Annotated in this window: 15 protein-coding genes; 7 read left to right on the forward strand and 8 right to left on the reverse strand. The window is 59.8% G+C overall.

The genetic code is table 11. From position 1 onward, the window contains the following. Positions 1 to 2: 2 nt before the first annotated feature. Both ACIQY3_RS05915 and ACIQY3_RS05920 read right to left on the reverse strand, forming a co-directional pair. Positions 3 to 911: a DMT family transporter gene (locus tag ACIQY3_RS05915; RefSeq protein ID WP_403017971.1), complete on the reverse strand. Its 909-nt coding sequence runs from the start codon at positions 909 to 911 to the stop codon at positions 3 to 5. Between the two features lie 235 nt (positions 912 to 1,146). Then, positions 1,147 to 2,772, reverse strand: coding sequence for a methyl-accepting chemotaxis protein (locus ACIQY3_RS05920; protein WP_403017972.1), 1,626 nt, complete (start codon positions 2,770 to 2,772; stop codon positions 1,147 to 1,149). Positions 2,773 to 3,105: 333 nt separating this feature from the next. Here ACIQY3_RS05920 and aceK point away from each other — a divergent pair, with 333 nt between their 5' ends. From aceK to ACIQY3_RS05935, 3 genes are all read left to right on the forward strand, one after another. Further along, entirely contained in the window at positions 3,106 to 4,827 is a 1,722-nt protein-coding gene (gene aceK / locus ACIQY3_RS05925) for a bifunctional isocitrate dehydrogenase kinase/phosphatase (protein ID WP_403017973.1), read from the forward strand. 209 nt (positions 4,828 to 5,036) lie between these two features. Further along, positions 5,037 to 8,948, forward strand: a complete 3,912-nt coding sequence (gene hrpA, locus ACIQY3_RS05930; RefSeq protein ID WP_403017975.1) for an ATP-dependent RNA helicase HrpA — start codon at positions 5,037 to 5,039, stop codon at positions 8,946 to 8,948. Positions 8,949 to 9,260: 312 nt separating this feature from the next. Beyond that, positions 9,261 to 10,382: a beta-ketoacyl-ACP synthase III gene (locus tag ACIQY3_RS05935; RefSeq protein WP_403017976.1), complete on the forward strand. Its 1,122-nt coding sequence runs from the start codon at positions 9,261 to 9,263 to the stop codon at positions 10,380 to 10,382. Positions 10,383 to 10,798: 416 nt separating this feature from the next. On the opposite strand, the gene ACIQY3_RS05940 is transcribed toward ACIQY3_RS05935, so the two are convergent. Continuing rightward, positions 10,799 to 12,115, reverse strand: a complete 1,317-nt coding sequence (locus ACIQY3_RS05940; RefSeq protein WP_403017977.1) for a putative porin — start codon at positions 12,113 to 12,115, stop codon at positions 10,799 to 10,801. Positions 12,116 to 12,394: 279 nt separating this feature from the next. Between ACIQY3_RS05940 and ACIQY3_RS05945 the strand changes: the two genes are divergently transcribed. Next, positions 12,395 to 13,519 carry a GNAT family N-acetyltransferase gene (locus ACIQY3_RS05945; protein ID WP_403018134.1) on the forward strand — a complete coding sequence of 375 codons (1,125 nt, stop codon included), beginning with the start codon at positions 12,395 to 12,397 and terminating at the stop codon, positions 13,517 to 13,519. Between the two features lie 636 nt (positions 13,520 to 14,155). On the opposite strand, the gene aqpZ is transcribed toward ACIQY3_RS05945, so the two are convergent. From aqpZ to ACIQY3_RS05970, 5 genes are all read right to left on the reverse strand, one after another. After that, positions 14,156 to 14,851, reverse strand: a complete 696-nt coding sequence (aqpZ, locus tag ACIQY3_RS05950) for an aquaporin Z (RefSeq protein WP_403017978.1) — start codon at positions 14,849 to 14,851, stop codon at positions 14,156 to 14,158. Positions 14,852 to 15,145: 294 nt separating this feature from the next. Then, positions 15,146 to 16,978: an ABC transporter ATP-binding protein gene (locus tag ACIQY3_RS05955; RefSeq protein WP_403017979.1), complete on the reverse strand. Its 1,833-nt coding sequence runs from the start codon at positions 16,976 to 16,978 to the stop codon at positions 15,146 to 15,148. An 85-nt stretch (positions 16,979 to 17,063) separates the two neighbouring features. Next, the gene (locus tag ACIQY3_RS05960; RefSeq protein ID WP_123410622.1) at positions 17,064 to 17,621 is read right to left on the reverse strand and encodes a peptidylprolyl isomerase; all 558 of its coding nucleotides are present in this window, start codon (positions 17,619 to 17,621) and stop codon (positions 17,064 to 17,066) included. A gap of 3 nt (positions 17,622 to 17,624) precedes the next feature. After that, the gene (locus ACIQY3_RS05965; protein WP_403017980.1) at positions 17,625 to 18,428 is read right to left on the reverse strand and encodes an alpha/beta fold hydrolase; all 804 of its coding nucleotides are present in this window, start codon (positions 18,426 to 18,428) and stop codon (positions 17,625 to 17,627) included. A 14-nt stretch (positions 18,429 to 18,442) separates the two neighbouring features. Next, on the reverse strand, positions 18,443 to 19,366 hold the full coding sequence (locus tag ACIQY3_RS05970) for a LysR family transcriptional regulator (RefSeq protein ID WP_123410624.1): 924 nt from the start codon (positions 19,364 to 19,366) through the stop codon (positions 18,443 to 18,445). A 49-nt stretch (positions 19,367 to 19,415) separates the two neighbouring features. On the opposite strand from ACIQY3_RS05970, the gene ACIQY3_RS05975 reads away from it, so the two are divergent. The 3 genes from ACIQY3_RS05975 to ACIQY3_RS05985 all read left to right on the forward strand — a co-directional run bounded on the left by ACIQY3_RS05975 (position 19,416) and on the right by ACIQY3_RS05985 (position 21,775). After that, a complete protein-coding gene (locus tag ACIQY3_RS05975) occupies positions 19,416 to 19,730 on the forward strand; it encodes a 3-phosphoglycerate kinase (RefSeq protein ID WP_403017981.1) in 315 nt (104 codons plus the stop codon). Positions 19,731 to 19,961: 231 nt separating this feature from the next. Then, a complete protein-coding gene (locus ACIQY3_RS05980; RefSeq protein WP_403017982.1) occupies positions 19,962 to 20,561 on the forward strand; it encodes an FMN-dependent NADH-azoreductase in 600 nt (199 codons plus the stop codon). A 347-nt stretch (positions 20,562 to 20,908) separates the two neighbouring features. Then, positions 20,909 to 21,775: a carboxylate/amino acid/amine transporter gene (locus tag ACIQY3_RS05985; protein ID WP_403017983.1), complete on the forward strand. Its 867-nt coding sequence runs from the start codon at positions 20,909 to 20,911 to the stop codon at positions 21,773 to 21,775. The last annotated feature ends 83 nt before the right edge of the window (positions 21,776 to 21,858 follow it).

Consider the following 21,858-nt stretch of genomic DNA (forward strand, 5'->3'; position numbering starts at 1 on the left):
GATTACGGCTTGGCCAACTCCGGCACTTTCACCACCGCCGGCTTCAACACCAGCCACAACGCCGCCGCAATCAACACCCCGCCATAGACATGCGCCATCGACAACGGCTCATCCAGCAGCAACGCGCCCCACAGCACGCCGAACGGCGGGATCATGAAGGTCACGGTCATCGATTTAACCGGGCCGATCGAGCTGAGCAGGCGGAAGTAAACGATGTAGGCAAACGCGGTGCACACCAGGCCCAAGCCCAGCAGCGACAACCAGACACTCCAGCCGCCCCAGCTCGCCGGTGGATTGCTGATCACGCTGTAGCCGAACAGCGGCAGTAAAAACAACGTTGCGCCGAGCATGCTGCCGAGCGCCGAGAGGCGACTGTCGAGGCCGCCGGCATGATCGAGCCAGCGGCGGGCAAGGAATCCGGCGAAGCCATAGCAGGTGGTCGCGAGCAGGCAGGCGAGGGCGCCCATCAGCAATTGCAGGTCGAACGCCACCGGGCCGGCGCGGGTCAGCACGCCGACGCCGAGCAGCCCGAGGAACACCCCGCCGAGTTTGGCGGCGGTGAGTTTTTCATGGAAGAACAGCCCGCCGATCAACACGCCCATCAGCGGCGTGGTGGCATTGAAGATCGCCGAGTAACCGGCCGGCAGCACTTGCGCGGCCACGGAATACAGGGTCGCCGGGATCCCGGAGTTGATCACCCCGAGCAGCATCACGGTCTTGAGTTTGCCTTTGAAATCCCAGCTGATGCGCATCAGCCCGAGGATCACCAGCAAGCCGACAGCGGCAATCGACACCCGGAAAAACGCCGTGGGAATGGTGCCGATCACCGGGGCGATCACGCGCATAAACAGGAAACTCGCACCCCAGATCGCCGCCAGCGACAGTAAACGGAAAATATCGACAGGGCTCACGGTGCACTCCTTCCTTTATGGGGACGGAAGTGTTGCCGAGAGCCCTGAGGATCGCAACCGCAATTCGGGCATTAAATTTTCTGCGGGGAGGGAGCTTGCCTGTGGCGAGGGGGCTTGCGCCCGCTTGAGTGCGCAGCACTCACAAAATTTCAGGGCCGCTGCGCGACCCAACGGGGGCAAGCCCCCTCGCCACAAGTAAGCCCCCTCGCCACAGTAAATCTTGCTGCATCCAGTACTAAATAATGAAACGCGTCACTAACCCATTCAGGTCAACCGCCAGACGCGACAATTCCTGACTGGCAGCGGAAGTCTGGGTAGCACCCGCCGCAGTCTGGGTCGAGAGGTCGCGGATGTTCACCAGGTTCTGATCGACCTCGCGCGCCACCAGCGCCTGTTGTTCGGCAGCACTGGCGATCACCAGGTTGCGCTGGTTGATCTGCGAGATCGACGCGGTGATTTTCTCCAACGCATGCCCGGCGCTGTTGGCTCGGCGCAAGGTCTGGCTGGCTTGCTCGGCGCTGCTTTGCAACGCGCTGACCGTGGCCCCGGTGCCTTGCTGGATATTGCTGATCATCAGCTCGATTTCTTCAGTGGAATTCTGCGTGCGTTGGGCCAGCGAACGCACTTCATCGGCCACCACGGCAAACCCGCGCCCGGCCTCACCGGCCCTTGCGGCTTCGATGGCCGCGTTGAGCGCCAGCAGATTGGTTTGCCCGGCTATGCCGCGAATCACTTCCAGCACCTTGCTGATGTCCTGGGCCTGAGTTGCCAGGCCTTCAGCCTGTTGCGAAGCACCGAGCACTTCGCTGACCAGCCCTTGAATCGAGGTAATGGTTTCGCTGACCTGAACATGCCCGTGTTTGCTGTCCTCGTTCGAAGCCTGGGACGCTTCGGCGCTGGACACCGCATTGGCCGCCACTTCGTCCACCGCCGTGCTCATCTCAGTAACGGCGGTGGCGGCTTGTTCGATCTGATCATTCTGCAGTTGCAGTCCACGGGTGCTTTCTTCCATCACCGAACTCATTTCCTCGGCAGCGGAAGCGAGTTGCTGCGCCGAGTCGCTGATGCCGCGGATGGTCGTGCGCAAATGGCTTTGCATGTCGGCCAGGGCATCGAGCAGGTGCGCCGCTTCGTCGTTGCCGTGGCTGACCACCTGGCCGCTCAGGTCACCGGCGGCGATGCGCCGGGCCACGCTGAGGGCCTGATTGATCGGCGCGGTGATGCTGCGGGTCAGCAGCCAGGCCAGCGCCAGGGTGGCGAACAGCGCGACCACGATGATCGTGCCGACAATCCACTGCGCCCGCTGATACATCCGCGCCGCTTCGGCGGAGGCGGCTGCGGCGCCTTGCTGATTGAAACTGATCATGGCTTCCAGGGATTTATCCAGCACGCCACCCTGGGGCGCCAGTTCCGAATTGAGGCGGGCGTAGGCTTGCTCCGATTGGCCGGCGTCGATCTGGGCGATGATCTGGTCGAGAATCGCCATGTACTTGGTCACGTCCGCGCTCAGGCTGGCGAGCATGGCCCGCTCCTGGTCACTGGCCAGCAATTGTTTGTGATCGTTGAGGCGCTTGAGCAATTCCTGGCGCTGGACGCTGATCATGCCTTTGCTCTTTTCCCGCACGGCCGGCTGATTGACGGCGATCAAGCGCAGGGATTCCAGGCGGATGGTGGCGATATTCGTGGCGCTGTCATGAATGCTCTCGATGCTCGGCATCCACGACTCTTCGATCACGGTGGCGCTTTCACGCAGGGTCGCCATCTGACCCAGGCCGAACAGGCCGACCACCATCAGCAGACTGGCCAAAACGGCGAAACTCAAACCGGCGCGCAAACCTATGCGCATGTTCCTGATAGACATCGAATGTGCTCCTTGGGCGATTTGGGATGAGTCCTCGTGTACCGAGAATCTTTTTATTAGGCGGGTGATGGCGGCTTGTATATCAAAGTGCCATCATTTTGGTAAGACCAATCTGTAAGGCTCTGTTTCAGGGGATGCAGGGCAGGGGAATAGCAAAACCCTGTCTGGTGGGGGGGGGGGGTGACTGAAAGGGCTGATTACTGACCGGTCGGTCGATTAAAAAACCGTCACAAGTTGCGCTCGACCCTAGACATCAATGGCAAAAATTACGCTTCTCCTGCACCCGGTTCACTGGCTAAGCTCAGGCTTCCGCACTTTCGCAGAGGTCTCACCATGCCGCAGCATTGGCCCGCCGCCGATATCGCCCGATTGATCCTCGATGGCTTCGACGACTACCGCGAGCACTTCCGGCAGATCACCGACGGCGCCCGGGCCCGCTTCGAACAGGCCCAGTGGCAGGAGACGCAATCGGCGTCGGCGGCGCGGATCAACCTGTACGAAGACAAGGTCGGCGAAACCGTAGAGCGGCTACGGACGTCTTTCGAGGTCGATACGTTGATGGATGTGAGCTGCTGGCCGCTGGTCAAAAGCGCCTACATCACGTTGATCGACCTGCGTTTCGACGATGAGCTGTCCGAGACCTGGTACAACTCGATCTTCTGCGGGCTGTTCAGCCATGACCTGATCAGCGACGGCTGCATGTTCATTCACACCACCCGTCCCAGCCTGCGCCGCGCCCGCGCCGCGCAAACCCGCACCTACTTGCCTCAGGGGCATTTGTCGGAAATGTTGGCGAGCATCTTTGCCGACTACCGCTTCAGCGAGGATTACGCCGACCTGGCCGGCGACCTGCGCCGCCTCGAAGCGCAACTGCGCGAGAACCTGCCGGACTGGGTCTGCAAGGATCCGGAACTGTCCGTCGAACTGTTCTCCTCGGTGTTGTACCGCAACAAGGGCGCGTACCTGGTCGGGCGCATCTACACCCAGGACGAACAATGGCCGCTGGTCATCCCGTTGCTGCACCGGGAAGGGCGCGGCATTCAGATCGATGCGCTGATCACCGATGAAGCGGACGTATCGATCATCTTCTCGTTCACCCGTTCGTATTTCATGGTGGATGTGCCGGTGCCGGCGGAATTCATCGGCTTCCTCAAGCGCATCCTGCCGGGCAAGCACATCGCCGAGCTGTACACCTCGATCGGCTTCTATAAACACGGCAAGTCCGAGTTCTACCGGGCACTCATCAATCACCTGGCCAACACCGACGACCAGTTCATCATGGCCCCCGGCGTGCGCGGCATGGTCATGAGCGTGTTCACCCTGCCGGGTTTCAACACTGTGTTCAAAATCATCAAGGATCGTTTCTCGCCATCGAAAAACGTCGACCGCGCCACGGTGATCGAGAAGTATCGCTTGGTAAAAAGCGTCGACCGCGTCGGGCGCATGGCCGACACCCAGGAATTCGCCGACTTCCGTTTCCCACTGAGCAAGTTCGAACCGGCGTGCCTGGAAGAACTGCTCGACGTCGCCGCGTCCACGGTGTCGGTCGAAGGCGACACGGTGCTGATCCGCCACTGCTGGACCGAACGGCGCATGACACCGCTGAACCTGTACCTGGAAAACGCCAACGAAGCGCAGGTGCGCGAGGCGCTGGAGGATTACGGACTGGCGATCAAGCAACTGGCGGCGGCGAATATTTTTCCCGGCGACATGTTGCTGAAGAACTTCGGCGTCACCCGGCATGGGCGCGTGGTGTTTTATGACTATGACGAGATTTGTTTCCTGACCGAAGCCAACTTCCGCCACATCCCGCAACCGCGTACGCCGGAGGATGAGATGGCGTCCGAACCGTGGTACTCGATCGGGCCGCTGGATGTGTTTCCGGAAGAGTTTCCGCCGTTTTTGTTTGCCGATTCCGGGCAGCGCAAGTTGTTCGATCAGCTGCATGGCGAGTTGTACAACGCGGATTACTGGAAGAGCCTGCAAGAAGCCATTCGCGCCGGGAAAGTCATTGATGTGTTTCCGTATCGGCGTAAGGGCCTGGATAACGAGTAGGGCATAGCGTTTTTGTTGATCGGGCTGACGCCTTCGCGAGCAAGCCCGCTCCCACAGGGGATTTGTGAACACCGCACATCCAATGTGGGAGCGGGCTTGCTCGCGAAAAGATCAGGCACGCTGTTGTGTCATGTGCCGAACCATCATTTATGCGCACAAATCTGCGACAATCGCCCCCCTGCGCCACTAGACGACTTATTGCGTACCTGATGACTGACGAATCGCCTTCCATCGACAAACTGCTGAAAAACCTCGATCACGCCATGCTCGCCGACCGCCACCGGCTGCGGCGGCAGTTGCTTGAGCTGCGCAAGAAACCTGACGAGGCCAAGCTGGCCCATTGGGTGACGCGCATGCAGGCGTCCTGTGATCAGGTGTTGGCGCGGCGTGCCAGCCTGCCGGTGATTCGTTACGACGACAGTTTGCCGATCGCCGCCAAGCGTGACGAAATCAAGGAAGCGCTGCTCAAGCATCAGGTGTTGATCATTGCCGGCGAAACCGGGTCGGGCAAAACCACCCAGTTGCCGAAGATCTGCCTGGAAATCGGCCGTGGTCAGCACGGCCTGATCGGTCACACCCAGCCGCGCCGGATTGCGGCGCGCAGTGTGGCGAGCCGGGTGGCCGAAGAATTGGCGACGCCGTTGGGCGCGCTGGTCGGCTATCAGGTGCGGTTCGAGGATCAGAGCGATTCCAACACCCTGATCAAACTGATGACCGACGGCATCCTGCTGGCGGAAACCCAGAACGACCGCTACCTGGAACGCTACGACACGATCATCGTCGACGAAGCCCACGAACGCAGCCTCAACATCGACTTCCTGCTCGGTTACCTGAAAACCCTGCTGCCGCGCCGCCCGGACCTGAAAGTCATCATCACCTCGGCGACCATCGACCTGGAGCGTTTCTCCAAGCATTTCGATGATGCGCCGATTGTCGAAGTCTCCGGCCGCACCTTCCCGGTGGAAACCTGGTATCGCCCGCTGACGCTTGAGCAGGACGAAGAGGGCAACCGCGTCGAGGACGACTTGACCGTGGATCAGGCGATCCTCGCCACCCTCGACGAAATCGCCGCGTTCGAACGCAGCGAGCGCAAGAGCCCCGGCGATGTGCTGGTGTTCCTGCCCGGCGAGCGGGAGATTCGTGACGCGGCGGACATGCTGCGCAAAGCTCAGCTCAAACACACCGAGATTTTGCCGCTCTACGCCCGACTGTCACCGGCCGAACAGCAGCGGATTTTCCAGTCGCACCCAGGCCGCCGCGTAGTCCTGGCGACCAACGTCGCGGAAACCTCACTGACCGTGCCGGGCATTCGTTACGTGATCGACAGCGGCACCGCGCGCATCAGTCGTTATAGCTATCGCGCCAAAGTCCAGCGCCTGCCCATCGAAGCGATTTCCCAGGCCAGCGCCAATCAGCGTAAAGGCCGATGCGGGCGGGTCGAGCCGGGCATTTGTATTCGCCTCTTCAGCGAAGAAGATTTCATCGGTCGCCCGGAATTTACCGACCCGGAAATCCTGCGTACCAACCTCGCCGCCGTGATTCTGCAGATGCTGCATCTGCGCCTCGGCGAGATCACCGATTTCCCGTTTATCGAACCGCCGGATGGCAAGGCCATCAGCGACGGTTTCAACCTGCTGCAAGAACTCTCGGCGGTGGACCGCAACAGTCAACTGACTCCGCTGGGGCGCAATCTGGCGCGCTTGCCGGTGGACCCGCGCATGGGCCGGATGCTGCTGGAAGCGGCGAAACTCGGCAGCTTGCAAGAAGTGCTGATCGTCGCCAGCGCCATGTCGATCCAGGACCCGCGCGAGCGTCCGCCGGAGCGCCAACAAGCGGCGGATCAGGCCCACGCGCAATGGAAAGACGTGGACTCGGACTTCGCCGGGCTGGTCAATCTGTGGCGCGGTTTTGAAGAACAGCGTCAGGCGTTGACCGCCAGTCCGCTGCGTAACTGGTGCCGCAAGAATTTCCTCAACTACTTGCGCCTGCGCGAGTGGCGCGACTCCCATCGCCAGTTGAGCCTGATCTGCCGCGACATGCAGCTCAGCCTCAATAAAGAGCCGGCGGATTACCCGAAACTGCACAAAGCCGTGCTCTCGGGCCTGCTGAGTCAGATCGGCCAGAAAACCGAGGACGGTGACTACCTAGGCGCGCGTCAGCGCCGCTTCTGGATTCACCCGTCGTCGGGGCTGGGCAAGAAGCGTCCGCAATGGCTGATGACCGCCGAGCTGGTGGAAACCACCAAGCTGTACGCGCGGATGGTCGCCAAGATCGACGCCGACTGGATCGAGCCGTTGGCCGGGCACCTGATCAAGAAAAACCACTTCGAACCCCATTGGGAGAAGAAGCGCGGGCAGGTTGTGGCGTTCGAACAGATCACCTTGTTCGGGTTGATCATCGTCGGGCGCCGGCCGGTGCATTACGGGCCGATTGATCCGGTGGTGTCCCGCGAATTTTTCATTCGCGAAGGTCTGGTGCGTGGCGAAATCCAGTCCAAGGCCAAGTGCCTGACCGCCAACGCGCAGTTGCTGGAACAGCTCGACGAACTGGAAGCCAAGGCCCGCCGTCGCGACATCCTCGCCGACGAAGAAACCCTGTTCGCCTTCTACGATGCGCGACTGCCGGCGGAGATTCACCAGACTGCGACCTTCGACAGTTGGTATCGAGTCAACAGTCAGAAAGACCCGCAACTGCTGATCATGCGCGAAGAAGACGTACTGGCCCGCGAGGCCAGTGAAGTCACTGCGTTGCATTACCCGGACACTTTGCACATCGGTGATCTGGAACTGGCGCTGAGTTATCACTTCGAACCGAACCACCCGCGTGACGGCGTGACCCTGCGTGTGCCGGCGCCGCTGTTGCCGATGTTGCCGCCGGAACGCCTGGAATGGCTGGTGCCCGGCGTGATCGAGGCCAAGTGCGTGGCGTTGGTGCGCAACCTGCCCAAAGCCTTGCGCAAGAATTTCGTGCCGGTGCCGGACTTCGTCAAAGCCGCGTTGCAGCGCATGACCTTCGCCGAGGGCTCGTTGCCCCAGGCGTTGGGCCGCGAACTGTTGCGCATGACCGGTGCGCGGGTCAGCGATGAAGCCTGGGCGGAAGCCTCGCAACAAGTCGACAGCCATTTGCGGATGAACCTGGAAATCGTCGACGGCCAGGGCAAGTTCCTTGGCGAAGGGCGGGATCTGGCTGAGTTGACCGCTCGTTTCGCTGAAGCCAGCCAAGCTGCGTTGGCGGTGCCGCAAACCGCGAAAAACCAGCAACCGGTGGAGCCGAAAGTCTTTGCCGCCGTCGCCGAGAAAACCCAGCAGAAGATCGCCGGACTGTCGATGACGGTGTATCCGGCGCTGGTGGAAGAGGGCGGCACGGTCAAGGAAGGGCGGTTCTCGACCCCCGCCGAAGCCGAGTTCCAGCATCGCCGTGCGTTGCAGCGTTTGTTGATGCAGCAATTGGCCGAGCCGGCGAAGTTCCTGCGGGGCAAGTTGCCGGGGCTGACCGAGCTGGGCCTGATGTACCGCGAACTGGGGCGCATCGATGCCTTGGTCGAAGACATTCTGCTGGCCAGTCTCGACAGCTGCATTCTCGACGGCGAAGACCCGTTGCCACGGGATGGCGCCGGGTTGGCGTCGCTGGCCGAGCGCAAGCGCGGCGGCTGGACCGAGCACGCCGAACGCCTGGCGAAGCTGACCCTGGAGATTCTCAAGCTCTGGCACGGTCTGCAGAAGCGCTTCAAGGGCAAGATCGACCTGGCGCAAGCCGTGGCGTTGAACGACATCAAGCAGCAGCTCAGTCATCTGGTGTATCCGGGGTTTGTCCGGGAAACGCCGATGCAGTGGCTTAAGGAGCTGCCGCGTTATCTGAAAGCGGTCGAGCAACGTTTCGAGAAGATTGGCGCGCAAGTGCAGCGGGATCGGGTCTGGGCTGGTGAGTTGTCCGGTTTGTGGACGCAATACCAGACCCGCGCCAACAAACATGCGCAGGAAGGCAAACGCGATCCGCAGTTGGAGCTGTATCGCTGGTGGCTGGAGGAATACCGGGTTTCGCTATTCGCCCAGCAACTGGGGACCAAGGTGCCGATCTCCGATAAGCGCCTGAACAAACAGTGGACCCAGGTCGAACCCTAAACCCCCTGTGGGAGCGGGCTTGCTCGCGAATGCGGTGGGTCAGTTAACAGTTAAGCGGAATGACCCACCGCATTCGCGAGCAAGCCCGCTCCCACATTGACTGGTGTTTGATCCGGCAAAAGGGGCCAAACCCCAGCGTTTATGGCAAACTTCGCGCCTATAAACGCCGGCCCCGCGATTTTGCGCCTTCTCAGGCATTGCGGATCGGAATAAAGCGATGCCAGGTTGGATTCCACGGAATGGGAAAAAACCCTTTGTGTGTTGGTACGTCGGTGCCAACGCTTTCTGCCTGAACAGATTAGAGAAACGACCATGCATAACGTCGTCATCAGCGGCACCGGCCTGTACACCCCGGCCAACAGCATCTCCAACGAAGAGCTGGTGCAGTCTTTCAACGCTTACGTCGCGCAATTCAACGCCGACAACGCCGACGCCATCGCGCGCGGCGAGATCGAAGCGTTGACCGAGTCCAGTGCGGCGTTTATCGAAAAAGCCTCCGGTATCAAAAGCCGCTTTGTCATGGACAAGGACGGCATCCTCGACCCGCAACGCATGGCGCCACGCCTGCCCGAGCGCTCGAACGACGAATGGTCGGTGCTGTGCCAGATGGCCATCGGCGCTGCCGAACAAGCCTTGCAGCGCGCCGGCAAGACCGCCGCAGACATCGACGGTGTGATCGTCGCCTGTTCCAACCTGCAACGCGCCTACCCGGCCATTGCCATCGAAGTCCAGGAAGCCCTGGGCATTCAAGGCTTCGGTTTTGACATGAACGTCGCCTGCTCCTCGGCGACCTTCGGCATCCAGGCTGCCGCCAACAGCGTGCAACTGGGCCAGGCCCGGGCGATCCTGATGGTCAACCCGGAAGTCTGCACTGGTCACCTGAATTTCCGCGACCGCGACAGCCACTTCATCTTCGGCGACGCCGCCACCGCGGTGATCATTGAACGTGCCGACCTGGCGACGTCCCCGTACCAGTTCGACATTGTCAGCACCAAGTTGCTGACTAAATTCTCCAACAACATCCGCAACAACTTCGGCTTCCTCAACCGCGCGGCGGAAGAGGGCATCGGCGCCAAGGACAAACTGTTCGTGCAGGAAGGCCGCAAGGTGTTCCGCGATGTGTGCCCGATGGTCGCCGAACTGGTTGCCACGCACCTGGAAGAGAACAAGCTCAACGTCGGCGACGTGAAGCGCTTCTGGCTGCACCAGGCCAACCTCAGCATGAACCACTTGATCGTCAAGAAACTGCTGGGCCGCGAAGCCACCGAAGAAGAAGCCCCGGTGATTCTCGACACCTACGCCAACACCAGCTCCGCCGGTTCGGTGATTGCGTTTCATAAGAATCAGGATGATCTGGCGGCAGGTTCGCTGGCGGTGCTCAGTTCGTTCGGCGCCGGGTATTCGATTGGTAGCGTGATTCTGCGCAAGCGCTGAGTTCGCTCTAAAAGATCGCAGCCTGCGGCAGCTCCTACAGGGTCGGGTTTCAACTCAATAGTGAGGTTGAACCCGATCGGCGTAGGAACTGCCGCAGGCTGCGATCTTTTTTTGTGCCGGATATTTGTGGTTAGGGCGTTTACCTGTGGCGAGGGGGCTTGTCGGAATGCCGCATCACCCCGTTCGACTGCGAAGCAGTCGCAAAAGCTGCTGACGCTGTCTGACTGGAAGAATGCAGGGGAGCGCTTCGCACTCCAACGGGGGCAAGCCCCCTCGCCACAAAGGTTTGAGTCTGACGCAGGGAGAATGAAAACAGCCCCGCGTTGGGTTATCGGACGGATGATGGGGACCGATAGACCAACGCGAGGCTGTAAAGAAGCGCCCGGGCTTCCTTGCCCGGGTCGTATTGCGGGGTATCAGAACTTGGCTTCGGCATCCAGTTGCAGGGTTTTGATGTCCGAATCCCGGATGGTGGCGTTGGTGAAGTCGGACTTGGCCATGAAGTACGTCGCGCCAAGGGCGAAGTTCTTGTCGATTTCATAGCTGACTTTCAACTTGCTGCCGCGCGAACCGGTGAAACCGTTGGCGAAGTCGGAGTCGGTGAAGGCGCCGACCACCGCGTTACGCTGAACGTCGCGATAGTTGTAGTCCACGGCGAAGCCGTAAAGCTTGGTCTTCACACCAGCCAACCAGGCAGCGTCCTGATCGTTGCTGGCGTCTTTGTTGGTGACGTACTGACCGTATACCGAGAGCGGCAATGGCAGGCCGGCGACGTCCAACTGACCAAAACCTTCGTACAGTTTGAATTGTTCGTTCGGGGTGTTGCCGTTGGTGGCCAGGATGGACGGCGTGGTGGTGCCACCGGCGGTGATGTCGTCGTCGTTGTCGTAGCCGTAGACGCTGCCACCGAGGGTCAGTTTCAGGTTGTCGGTGATGGCGAAACGCGCGCCCAACTGGCCAGCGTACAGACGCAGGTCGTGCTTGAACTGCACGCCGTCGCCGTCGACGTTGTCCTTGAGGGTGTAGTGGCCGGCGCTGCCGAACAGCTCGGTGCTGCCGCCCAACGGGTATTTGTAGGTGAGTGCCAGACCTTCCGGGCTGATGTCGCTATCCCAGATGATGTCACCCATGCTCACCCATTGTTGTGGCATCTTGCCGCCAACGACGTGCAGGTTCTTGATGAAGTCAGGGTGGTAGTCCACGTAGCCCTGATCCAGCCAGATCGACTTCTTGTCGAAGTAACCGTCCAGGCTCTGGTTGGTGGAGCGAGCGTCGTCGTTGTTGCCGGTGGCGATACGGATACCGGTGTCGACTTGCGGGTTGATTTCGCTGTAGGCACCCAGGCGCACACGAATGCGCTGGCGGTCCTGGTCTTTGTTGTTCGAAACACCATCGTTGTGCACGGTTTCTTCACGGAAACGCACGTCACCCTTGAATTGGGTCTTGGCGGCCCATGCCAGTTTCTGGTCGAAAGTGCTCAGCTCGTTGGTTTTCTTCGCGGTTGCCGCGATCTGTTCATTGGTCTCTTGCTGAGCCTGGCGGGCGATCTGCTGGTCTTTCTGATCCCGAGCCAGTTCGGCTTGCAATTCGGCGTATTGCGCCTGGGAAATCGAGCCATTCGCCTTGAGCATGTCGAGCAGTTTGGCGTCGACTGCGGCGCTCGCCGGAACACTCATGGCCAGCAGCAGGCCGCCACACAGGGCCGCCGCAGTTTTCGTGGAAGCAAGACGCATATCAATCTCCGAAGATGAAAGGGATGACTGAGCCATCCAGGACACAACCGACCGTTGAGGACGGAAAACAGTGACCGGGTAGAACCCGGCGCTCTAAAAACAGGCGCCAGTATCGCGATGGTTTATGACAGTGCAGTGGCAAAGTGATGGCGTCTCGATGACGATACAAATCTTTCATGAACCTTCGTTCTAGAGCGCTGTCGGCGGATGACGGGTGTGGAATAGGTGGCAATAGGCGATACTCGCCAGGCTGTCATGCAACGAACTGTGAGAATGCCGATGCCGCTGCAATGTCTGGAAAGTCTGTCCGAAATCGCGCCCCAGACGTGGGACGCGCTGGTACCTGAAAGTCAGCCGTTTCTGCGCCACGCCTTTCTCAGTGCGCTGGAAGACAGTGGCAGCGTCGGCCCGCATTCCGGCTGGCAGCCCGAGCATCTGCTGCATATCGAAGGCGATCGTTTGATCGCGGCATTACCCAGTTACCGCAAATGGCATTCCTACGGTGAGTACGTGTTTGATCACGGCTGGGCCGACGCTTGCGCCCGCGCCGGCATCGAGTATTACCCCAAGCTGTTGACCGCCGTGCCGTTCAGCCCGGTCAGCGGCCCGCGCTTGTTGGCGGCCAACGTGGAGGATGGTTTCGAGCTGCTGAACAGCCTGCCGGGCTATCTGGAAATCGAAGAACTTTCCAGCGCGCACATCAATTTCACCGACCCGTTCACCGACGCCGCGCTGGCCGAACAGCCGGGCTGGTTGCAGCGCATCGGTTGTCAGTACCACTGGCAGAACCGTGGTTATCGGGACTTTCAGGATTTCCTCGACGCGCTCAGTTCCCGCAAGCGCAAGCAGATGCGCAAGGAGCGCGAGCAAGTGGCGGGGCAGGGCATCGAGTTCGAATGGCTTGAGGGCGCGCAACTGACCCAGGCGCAGTGGGATTTCGTCTACGCCTGCTACGCCAATACCTACGCGGTGCGTCGGCAAACGCCATACCTGACGCGAGAATTCTTCAGCCTGTTGGCCGAGCGCATGCCCGAGTCGATTCGTGTGGTGCTGGCCAAGCAAGGCTCACGACCGGTGGCCATGGCGTTCAGTCTGGTGGGTGGCGACAGCTTTTATGGTCGTTACTGGGGCTGCCTGGCGGAGTACGACCGTTTGCATTTCGAGACGTGTTTCTACCAGGGCATGGATTATGCGATTGCTAACGGCTTCCAGCGTTTTGACGCGGGTGCCCAGGGTGAGCACAAGTTGATTCGCGGGTTCGAGCCGGTGATTACTCATTCCTGGCACTACTTGCGTCATCCGGGGTTGAAAGCGGCGGTCAAAGACTTCTTGCAGCAGGAGCGTGTCGGGGTGTTGGCGTATGCCGAGGAGGCTAGAACGGCGTTGCCTTATCGGCAGGTTTGACGATTCATTAATATTGTATTCGTTCGCTTCAGGAACTGTTTGGTGTAAGCGGGAAGTACACCGGCCCCTATTGTTAGGGGCGCGATGTTTCAGAAAGATTAAGTGCCTGCTGAATACTTGGGTGTTTACTTAAGTGAGCCAGGCTTTTTGATCTTTTGTTTCAGGGCTATTGGCTGGAAATTGATTTTAGTAGGTGTTTAACGGGTGCAGGTGTTCTGCAAAGAATTCCAGGTGTAGCCTGGCGGGCACCTTGGTACGGGAGGCAGCATGGCGCCATGGTGGGGAGTGCTTTCCTCAACGAAGGGCCCTTTGCTCTCCGCGAAGGCCGCACCTTGAAACAGCCCGATGTTCAGCAATACGCTAAGGGCCAAAATCTTTTTGATCATGAATGTTTTCCGGTTGTTTGTCTGATGTATTGAACCAGTGGTTCAAGGGGCGGGATATTAACAATGACTTTAAATAAGGGCTAAGTGATGTTTGCTTCTGTTTGTGTGAGGGTTTTGCAAGTTGTGTTTATTGAATAAAAGTTGATTAATAAAGTGTCGCGCACTTAGTGGTTTTGCGCGAGTTACTGAAACATGTCGAGGAAGCGAGGATTGCCATGCCTGCAGACATGACAAATCCTCGTCCAATCGCTCAGTTGCCTTCCTTGCCCAGCCAGCGATAAGTCACCCCGCCAACCACCGCCCCCAGCAACGGCGCGACCCAGAACATCCACAACTGCGCGATGGCCCAGCCGCCCACCATCAATGCCGGGCCGGTGCTGCGGGCCGGGTTGACCGAGGTGTTGGTGACAGGAATCGAGATCAAGTGGATCAGCGTCAGGGCCAGGCCGATGGCGATCGGTGCGAGTCCTGCCGGGGCGCGTTTGTCGGTGGCGCCGAGGATGATCAGCACGAACATCGCCGTCATCACCAGCTCACACACGAAGCCTGCGGCCAGCGTGTATTTGCCGGGTGAGTGCTCACCGTAGCCGTTGGAGGCCAGCCCCGCTGACAGGTCGAAGCCTTCCTTGCCGCTGGCGATGTAGTAGAGCAATGCCGCCGCGATAATTCCGCCAATCACCTGGGCGATGATGTAGGCCGGCAGCTCCCTGGCAGGAAATCGACCACCGACGAACAGCCCGACCGATACGGCGGGGTTGAGATGACATCCAGAAATATGGCCAATGGCGAACGCCATGGTCAGCACGGTCAGACCAAACGCCAGGGCCACCCCCAGCACTCCGATACCCAACGGCGAAGACGCGGCCAACACCGCACTGCCGCACCCACCCAACACCAGCCAGAACGTACCTAACAACTCAGTGACTGAACGTTTGAACAGAGACATGAGAGCGTCCTTGATAGGCGACCTATCGAGACTGTATCGCGTGATGCTTCCTGCAGATTTACGACAGGTTCATCTCCAGAACCTTGGCTGAGTACAGCAGGGTTTTAGGGGAATTCCAGCGCGCGTGAAAAAACCGCCAGGGCCCGTGGTTAGAGGGCTGTGGCGGTTTCTGGTGTGTCGCAGATCTAACTGTGGGAGCGGGCTTGCTCGCGAAGAGGGAGTGTCAGTCGATATCAATGTTGCCTGACACACCGCCTTCGCGAGCAAGCCCGCTCCCACAGGGTCCGGGTTTGTTCAATCAATGCCGACAAACCCACCCGTCTGGTGCGCCCACAACCGTGCATACAACCCGCCATGGGCCAGCAGTTCGGCGTGACTGCCGGTTTCGGCGATCTTGCCGTTTTCCAGCACCACCAGCCGATCCATCCGGGCGATGGTCGAGAGCCGGTGGGCGATGGCGATCACGGTTTTGCCTTGCATCAGGGTTTCCAGGCTTTCCTGGATCGCCGCTTCGACTTCCGAGTCCAGCGCCGAGGTGGCTTCGTCCATGATCAGAATCGGCGCGTCCTTGAGCAGCACCCGGGCGATGGCGATCCGCTGACGCTGGCCACCGGAAAGTTTCACCCCGCGCTCACCCACGTGCGCATCGAAACCGGTGCGGCCTTCGGCGTCCGAGAGTAACGGGATAAATTGGTCGGCCCGGGCCTTGTGCACGGCTTCCCAAAGTTCGGCGTCGGTGGCGTCGGGCCGACCATAAAGCAGATTGTCGCGGATCGAACGGTGCAGCAGCGACGTGTCCTGGGTGATCATGCCGATGCGCTCGCGCAGGCTTTCCTGGCCGACTTCGGCAATGTTCTGGCCATCGATCAGGATGCGCCCGCCTTCGACGTCGTAGAGGCGCAACAGCAGGTTGACCAAGGTTGACTTGCCGGCGCCGGACGGGCCGATCAGGCCGATTTTCTCGCCGGGTTTGATGGTCAGGTTGAGGCCGCCGATGATCCCGCTCTTCTTGCCGTAGTGGAAGTCGACGTGCTCGAAGCGCACTTCGCCGTTGGCCACCGCCAGTGGCTTGGCATGCTCGTGATCGTTGACGCTGACCGGTTGGGCAATGGTGCGCAAACCGTCCTGGACCATGCCGATGTTTTCGAAGATGCCGGTGACCACCCACATGATCCAGCCGGACATGTTGACGATACGGATCACCAGGCCGGTAGCCAGGGCAATCGCGCCTACCGAGATCAGCGATTGGGTCCACAACCACAGGGCCAGGCCGGTGGTGGTGACGATCAGCAGGCCGTTCATGCTGGTGATGGCCACGTCCATGCTGGTGACCACGCGGCCGGCCATCTGGGCTTTTTCGGTTTGTTCCTTGATCGCTTCCTTGGCGTAATGCTGTTCGAAATTGGTGTGGGCGAACAGCTTCAGGGTGGTGATGTTGGTGTAGCCGTCGACGATCCGCCCCATGAGTTTGGAGCGCGCATCGGAAGACTGCACCGAGCGATCCTTGACCCGTGGCACGAAGTAATAGAGCGCGCCGATAAAGCCGGCGATCCAGGTCATCAGCGGGATCATCAGGCGCCAGTCGGCTTCGGCAAACAGCACCAGCGCGCTGATGGCGTAGATCAGCACATGCCACAGGGCGTCCACGGCTTGCACGGCGGAATCGCGCAGGGCGTTGCCGGTCTGCATGATGCGCTGGGCAATACGTCCGGCGAAGTCGTTCTGGAAGAAATTCAGGCTCTGTTTGAGCACGTAGCGGTGGTTCTGCCACAGAATCAGGCTGGTCATGCCCGGGGTCAGGGTCTGGTGCACCAGCAGATCGTGCAGGGCGAAGAAAATCGGGCGCAGGATCAGGGTGACCACCACCATCCAGGTCAGTTCGAGGGCGTGATCCTGGAAGAAATTCGGGTTCGGCGTGCCTTGGGCCAGGTCGATGATGCGGCTCAGGTAATTGAACAGCGCGACTTCGATCAACGAGGCGCACAGGCCGACAATCAGCAGGGCGGCGAAGCTCGGCCAGACCTGCTTCAGGTAATAGGTATAGAAGGGGAGAACCCGATCCGGCGGAGCCGCCGTCGGTGCGTCGCGGAAGATGTCGATCAGTTTCTCAAAACGGCGATAAAGCATTGGTTCTCCACCCGCGCTGGGGCTCTCCTTTGAACAATGTGAGCGGTGCCGCAGGGCGACAACCGCTCAAGACATCCTGTGAAGCTTAGTTGATGACTTTGGCCGACTTGATGTGCACAGGAACGGCAGGTACGTCTTTCATGCCGCTTTTGGTGGTGGTCTGAGAGTTGACGATGATATCAACCACATCCATGCCTTTAACGACTTTACCGAACACGGCATAGCCATCGCCCTGGTCGAGGAAGTCGTTGTCCTTGACGTTGACGAAGAATTGGCTGGTGGCCGAGTCTGGGTCGGAGGTACGGGCCATGGACAATGTGCCACGCACGTTATGCAAACCGTTCTTGGACTCGTTCTTGATCGGTGCCTTGGTGTCTTTCTGCTGCATTTGTTCAGTAAAACCGCCGCCCTGGACCATGAAACCCGGGATCACACGGTGGAAAATCGTGTTGTTGTAGAAGCCGCTGTTGACGTAATCAAGAAAGTTCTTGGTACTGATCGGTGCCTTGACCGCGTCCAGTTCAATTTCGATTTGACCGTTGTCGGTCTCCAGCAGCACATGCGGCGCCTTGGCGGGCGTGGCGGCCATCAGGTTGGCGGCAAACAGTACGGAGCCGGCGACGAGGGCGATTTTTTTCAGCATGGGTCAGTAATCCTGAGTAGTGGTGTCGACTGCGGTGAGAAACTCGAGCAGGGTTTGGTTAAAGCGTTCGGGTTGATCCAGCGGGGTGGCGTGGCGCGAATCGGCGATCACCACCAGCCGCGCATCGGGCAGCAGTTTTACATAGGTTTCTTTCAGCGTGACCGGTGTGTAGTCACGGTCGGCGCTGACGATGAGGGTTGGACAGGTGACCTTCGAAAGTCGTTCCTGAACCCCCCAGCCAACGATGGCATCGAAGCTGGCGAGATAAGCATGTTTGTCGTTTTTTGCCCAGCGCTCGGCCATTTTTTGTCGCAAATCCGCCTGCTCCGGTTTGGGGAACAGCTTGCCGCCCAGGGCCTTGCCAATGGTGCCGAGGCTGAGCGCGCGCATCAGGCTCCAGCGCTTGAACCACTGCCAGTAATCGTCACGACTGCGCAGCTTGACCTCGGGGGCGCTGTTGACGATGCACAGGCTCTTGAGCCGTTGCGGCTGATCCGTGGCCAGTTGAAAGCCGATCATGCCGCCCATTGAAAGTCCCACATAATGTGTCGGACCGAGGTTCAGATGTTCCATCAGCGCGATCAGGTCGGCGCTGAACCCGGCGATGCTGTAGCGCTCCCGGGGTTTGTCCGAGCGACCGTGGCCGCGCACGTCCGGGACGATCACCCGGTAGCAGGCGGACAATGCCGGGATCTGCATTTCCCAGTCCAGGGTGCTGGAACCCAGCCCATGGACCAGCAGCAGGGGAGCGCCGTGGCCATATTCCTCATAGTGCAGGTTGCAACCTTCATGTTCGAAATAGGCCATTCGTTTACTCCGTGTCAGGCTTGTTCTGGGGCGGCGAACGGTGCATCCAGCGGCGCGGTGTCAAAGGTGCGCAGCAGTTCGATGAGGATTTGCGTCGCCGGGCCCAGGGGTTTGTCCTTGTTCGAGTACAGGTAGAAGCTCGGGTTGCGACTGCCGCCCTGGTCCAACGGTAGCAGCTTGAGCGTACCTTCCTTCAATTCCCGTTCGATCATGTGCCGGGGCAACCAGGCGAAACCCAGGCCGCTGCTGACGAAAGTCGCGGCGGTGGCCAGGCTGCCGACGGTCCAGCGTTGTTCGGCGCCGAGCCAGCCGACGTCCCGTGGCTGCTGGCGACCGGAGTCGCGGATCACCACTTGCATCTGGGTTTCAAGGTCCTGGAAGTTGATCTCACGGTTCAGCCGATGCAACGGGTGTTCGGGGTGGGCGACGGCGACAAATTCGACGTCGCTCAATTCCGCGCCCAGGTAACCGGGAATGCTCAGGCCGGTGATGGCCAGGTCGGCCACGCCTTCGAGCAGGACTTCTTCGACGCCCGACAACACTTCTTCGCGCAGCCGCACCCGGCAGCCACGGCTTTGCGGCATAAATGCGGTCAAGGCGCGCACGAGGCGGGCGCTCGGGTAAGCAGCATCGACCACCAACCGCACTTCCGCTTCCCAGCCTTGCTCCATGTGGTGGGCCAGGTCTTCCAGTTGGCTGGCCTGTTTCACCAGTTGCCGCGAGCGGCGCAGCAACACGCCACCGGCTTCGGTCAGCACGGCTTTGCGGCCGTCGATGCGCAACAGCGGCACACCGAGCTGGTCCTGCATGCGGGCCACGGTGTAGCTGACTGACGATTGCGAGCGGTGCAGCGCTTCGGCGGCCTGGGCGAAACCACCGTGGTCGACCACGGCCTGCAACGTTCGCCATTGATCAAGGGTCACGCGGGGCGCTTTCATGATGAGCTCCTCTTGTCCTAAGCTGGCGGTCCTTATTGGAGACTGCCGAATGAGAAAGTTTTGTTGTGTAGTGTTGGCGATGCTGCCGCTGACTGCGTTTGCCTATCCGATCGATGTTCAAAAACAGCTCAATGGCCTGAGCATCGACTACAACGCCTACGACACGGATAACGACATCGCTTCCATCCAGGTGAACAACTACGGCGACGCGGATGCGGTGTGCAAGGTGGTGTTCAACAACGGCCCGGAATCGCCGCGCACCCGCACCATCGAAGTGCCCGCCGGCAAACACAAGAACGCCACGGCCAAATTCACCCGCACCATTATCAAGATGCGTATCAACCTGAGCTGCTCGCCTAAATAAATAACCCTGTAGGAGCGGGCTTGCTCGCGAAAGCGGTGTGTCAGTCGACGAAAATGTTGAATGACACACCGCTTTCCCGAGCAAGCCCGCTCCCACAGGTGCAGCGTTCGCTCAGCTTATAAACGAATTTATCGATGCTTTATAGCAGTTATTTGCGCTTTTTCATCGATATAACTCTGTTTAATCTCCACTCCATCGACTTACAGCATTCTCAGATGGAGGCTACATCCCATGTCCCGCGTTCTGATCATCGAAAGCAGCGCCCGTCAGCAAGACTCGGTATCCCGTCAGCTGACCCAGACCTTCATCAGCCAATGGAAAACCGCACACCCGGCTGACCAGATCACCGTCCGTGATCTCGCCGTCAACCCGGTGCCACACCTGGACATCAACTTGCTCGGCGGCTGGATGAAACCTGCCGAACAACGCAACGACATCGAACAGGCTTCCCTGGACCGCTCCAACCAATTGACCGATGAGCTGCTGGCCGCCGATGTGCTGGTCATGGCCGCACCGATGTACAACTTCGCGATCCCGAGCACCCTCAAGGCCTGGCTTGACCACGTGCTGCGTGCCGGCGTGACCTTCAAGTACACCGACACTGGCCCGCATGGCCTGCTCAGCGGCAAGCGTGCCTACGTGCTGACCGCTCGCGGCGGGATCTACGCCGGAGGCCCGGCGGATCACCAGGAACCGTACCTGCGCCAGGTGATGGCCTTCATCGGCATCCACGACGTGACCTTCATTCACGCCGAAGGCATGAACCTGGGCGGCGACTTCCAGGAGAAGGGTCTGAACCAGGCCAACGCCAAGCTTTCCCAAGTGGCTTGAGGCTTTAATCGCCAGATAATCCCTTGATGTTCAAGTGGCCTGGCGCAACCCCTTCAAGGCTTTACGCGCATCGAACCTCCCTTTGCACTTGTTGCTCCTGAGTGCTGTAGCCCGATTGAACGCTTTAGCGAGATCGGGCTTTTTTTTGCCCGGGATTTGATGAATGTGCAGAAAACCCTGTGGGAGCGGGCTTGCTCGCGAAAGCGGTGGATCAGTCAATGTGGATGGCGACTGACACACCGCATTCGCGAGCAAGCCCGCTCCGACAGGGGATTTGTGTGTTACCTGATGATTCGCAGTGAAGCGTAAAACCCGCTATCGTCGCCGCCATTCGAAACGAGGCGAGCATGGGCTATCTACTTTTTGTCACGCTGATCCAGGCGTTTTCCTTCAGTTTGATCGGCGAGTACCTGGCCGGGCATGTCGACAGTTACTTCGCGGTGCTGGTGCGGGTGTTGCTGGCGGGGCTGGTGTTTATTCCGCTGACGCGCTGGCGTTCGGTCGAGCCCGCATTCATGCGCGGCATGTTGCTGATCGGCGCGTTGCAGTTCGGCGTGACGTACGTGTGCCTGTACCTGAGCTTCCGGGTGCTGACGGTGCCGGAAGTGTTGCTGTTCACCATCCTCACACCGTTGCACGTGACGCTGATCGAAGATGCGCTGAACCGGCGCTTCAATCCGTGGGCCTTGGTCGCGGCGCTGGTGGCGGTGGCGGGCGCGGCGGTGATTCGCTACGACCGGATCAACCCGGACTTCTTCATGGGCTTCCTGTTGCTGCAACTGGCCAACTTCACCTACGCCGCCGGGCAAGTGCTTTACAAACATCTGGTGGCACGTCATCCGAGCGATCTGCCGCACTATCGGCGCTTCGGCTACTTCTACCTCGGCGCATTGGCGGTGGCGTTGCCGGCGTTTTTGCTGTTCGGCAAACACAACTTCCTACCCGAAGCACCGCTGCAATGGGGCGTGCTGGTGTTCCTCGGCCTGGTCTCGACGGCGCTGGGGTTGTACTGGTGGAACAAAGGCGCGTGCCTGGTCAATGGCGGCACTTTGGCGGTGATGAACAATCTGCATGTGCCGGTGGGGTTGCTGATCAATTTGCTGATCTGGAATCAGCATGAAGAACTGGGGCGCTTGTTCCTCGGCGGGTCGGTGATATTGCTGGCGGTGTGGATTAGTCGGTTGGGTGTGCGCCGATCTACAGCCACACCCTAAAATCCATGTGGGAGCGGGCTTGCTCGCGAAGAGGCCGTGTCAGTCAACATCTATGGTGAATGACACTCCGCATTCGCGAGCAA

The organism is Pseudomonas sp. NPDC096950 (assembly GCF_044762525.1).
Taxonomy (GTDB): Bacteria; Pseudomonadota; Gammaproteobacteria; order Pseudomonadales; family Pseudomonadaceae; genus Aquipseudomonas.

What these genes read in the sequence shown, in the direction of transcription:
- ACIQY3_RS05920 (WP_403017972.1), bottom strand. Translation starts at nt 2,772, where the DNA reads ATGTCTATCAGGAACATGCGCATAGGTTTGCGCGCCGGTTTGAGTTTC.
- aceK (WP_403017973.1), top strand. Translation starts at nt 3,106, where the DNA reads ATGCCGCAGCATTGGCCCGCCGCCGATATCGCCCGATTGATCCTCGAT.
- hrpA (WP_403017975.1), top strand. Translation starts at nt 5,037, where the DNA reads ATGACTGACGAATCGCCTTCCATCGACAAACTGCTGAAAAACCTCGAT.
- ACIQY3_RS05935 (WP_403017976.1), top strand. Translation starts at nt 9,261, where the DNA reads ATGCATAACGTCGTCATCAGCGGCACCGGCCTGTACACCCCGGCCAAC.
- ACIQY3_RS05940 (WP_403017977.1), bottom strand. Translation starts at nt 12,115, where the DNA reads ATGCGTCTTGCTTCCACGAAAACTGCGGCGGCCCTGTGTGGCGGCCTG.
- ACIQY3_RS05945 (WP_403018134.1), top strand. Translation starts at nt 12,395, where the DNA reads ATGCCGCTGCAATGTCTGGAAAGTCTGTCCGAAATCGCGCCCCAGACG.
- aqpZ (WP_403017978.1), bottom strand. Translation starts at nt 14,851, where the DNA reads ATGTCTCTGTTCAAACGTTCAGTCACTGAGTTGTTAGGTACGTTCTGG.
- ACIQY3_RS05955 (WP_403017979.1), bottom strand. Translation starts at nt 16,978, where the DNA reads ATGCTTTATCGCCGTTTTGAGAAACTGATCGACATCTTCCGCGACGCA.
- ACIQY3_RS05960 (WP_123410622.1), bottom strand. Translation starts at nt 17,621, where the DNA reads ATGCTGAAAAAAATCGCCCTCGTCGCCGGCTCCGTACTGTTTGCCGCC.
- ACIQY3_RS05965 (WP_403017980.1), bottom strand. Translation starts at nt 18,428, where the DNA reads ATGGCCTATTTCGAACATGAAGGTTGCAACCTGCACTATGAGGAATAT.
- ACIQY3_RS05970 (WP_123410624.1), bottom strand. Translation starts at nt 19,366, where the DNA reads ATGAAAGCGCCCCGCGTGACCCTTGATCAATGGCGAACGTTGCAGGCC.
- ACIQY3_RS05975 (WP_403017981.1), top strand. Translation starts at nt 19,416, where the DNA reads ATGAGAAAGTTTTGTTGTGTAGTGTTGGCGATGCTGCCGCTGACTGCG.
- ACIQY3_RS05980 (WP_403017982.1), top strand. Translation starts at nt 19,962, where the DNA reads ATGTCCCGCGTTCTGATCATCGAAAGCAGCGCCCGTCAGCAAGACTCG.
- ACIQY3_RS05985 (WP_403017983.1), top strand. Translation starts at nt 20,909, where the DNA reads ATGGGCTATCTACTTTTTGTCACGCTGATCCAGGCGTTTTCCTTCAGT.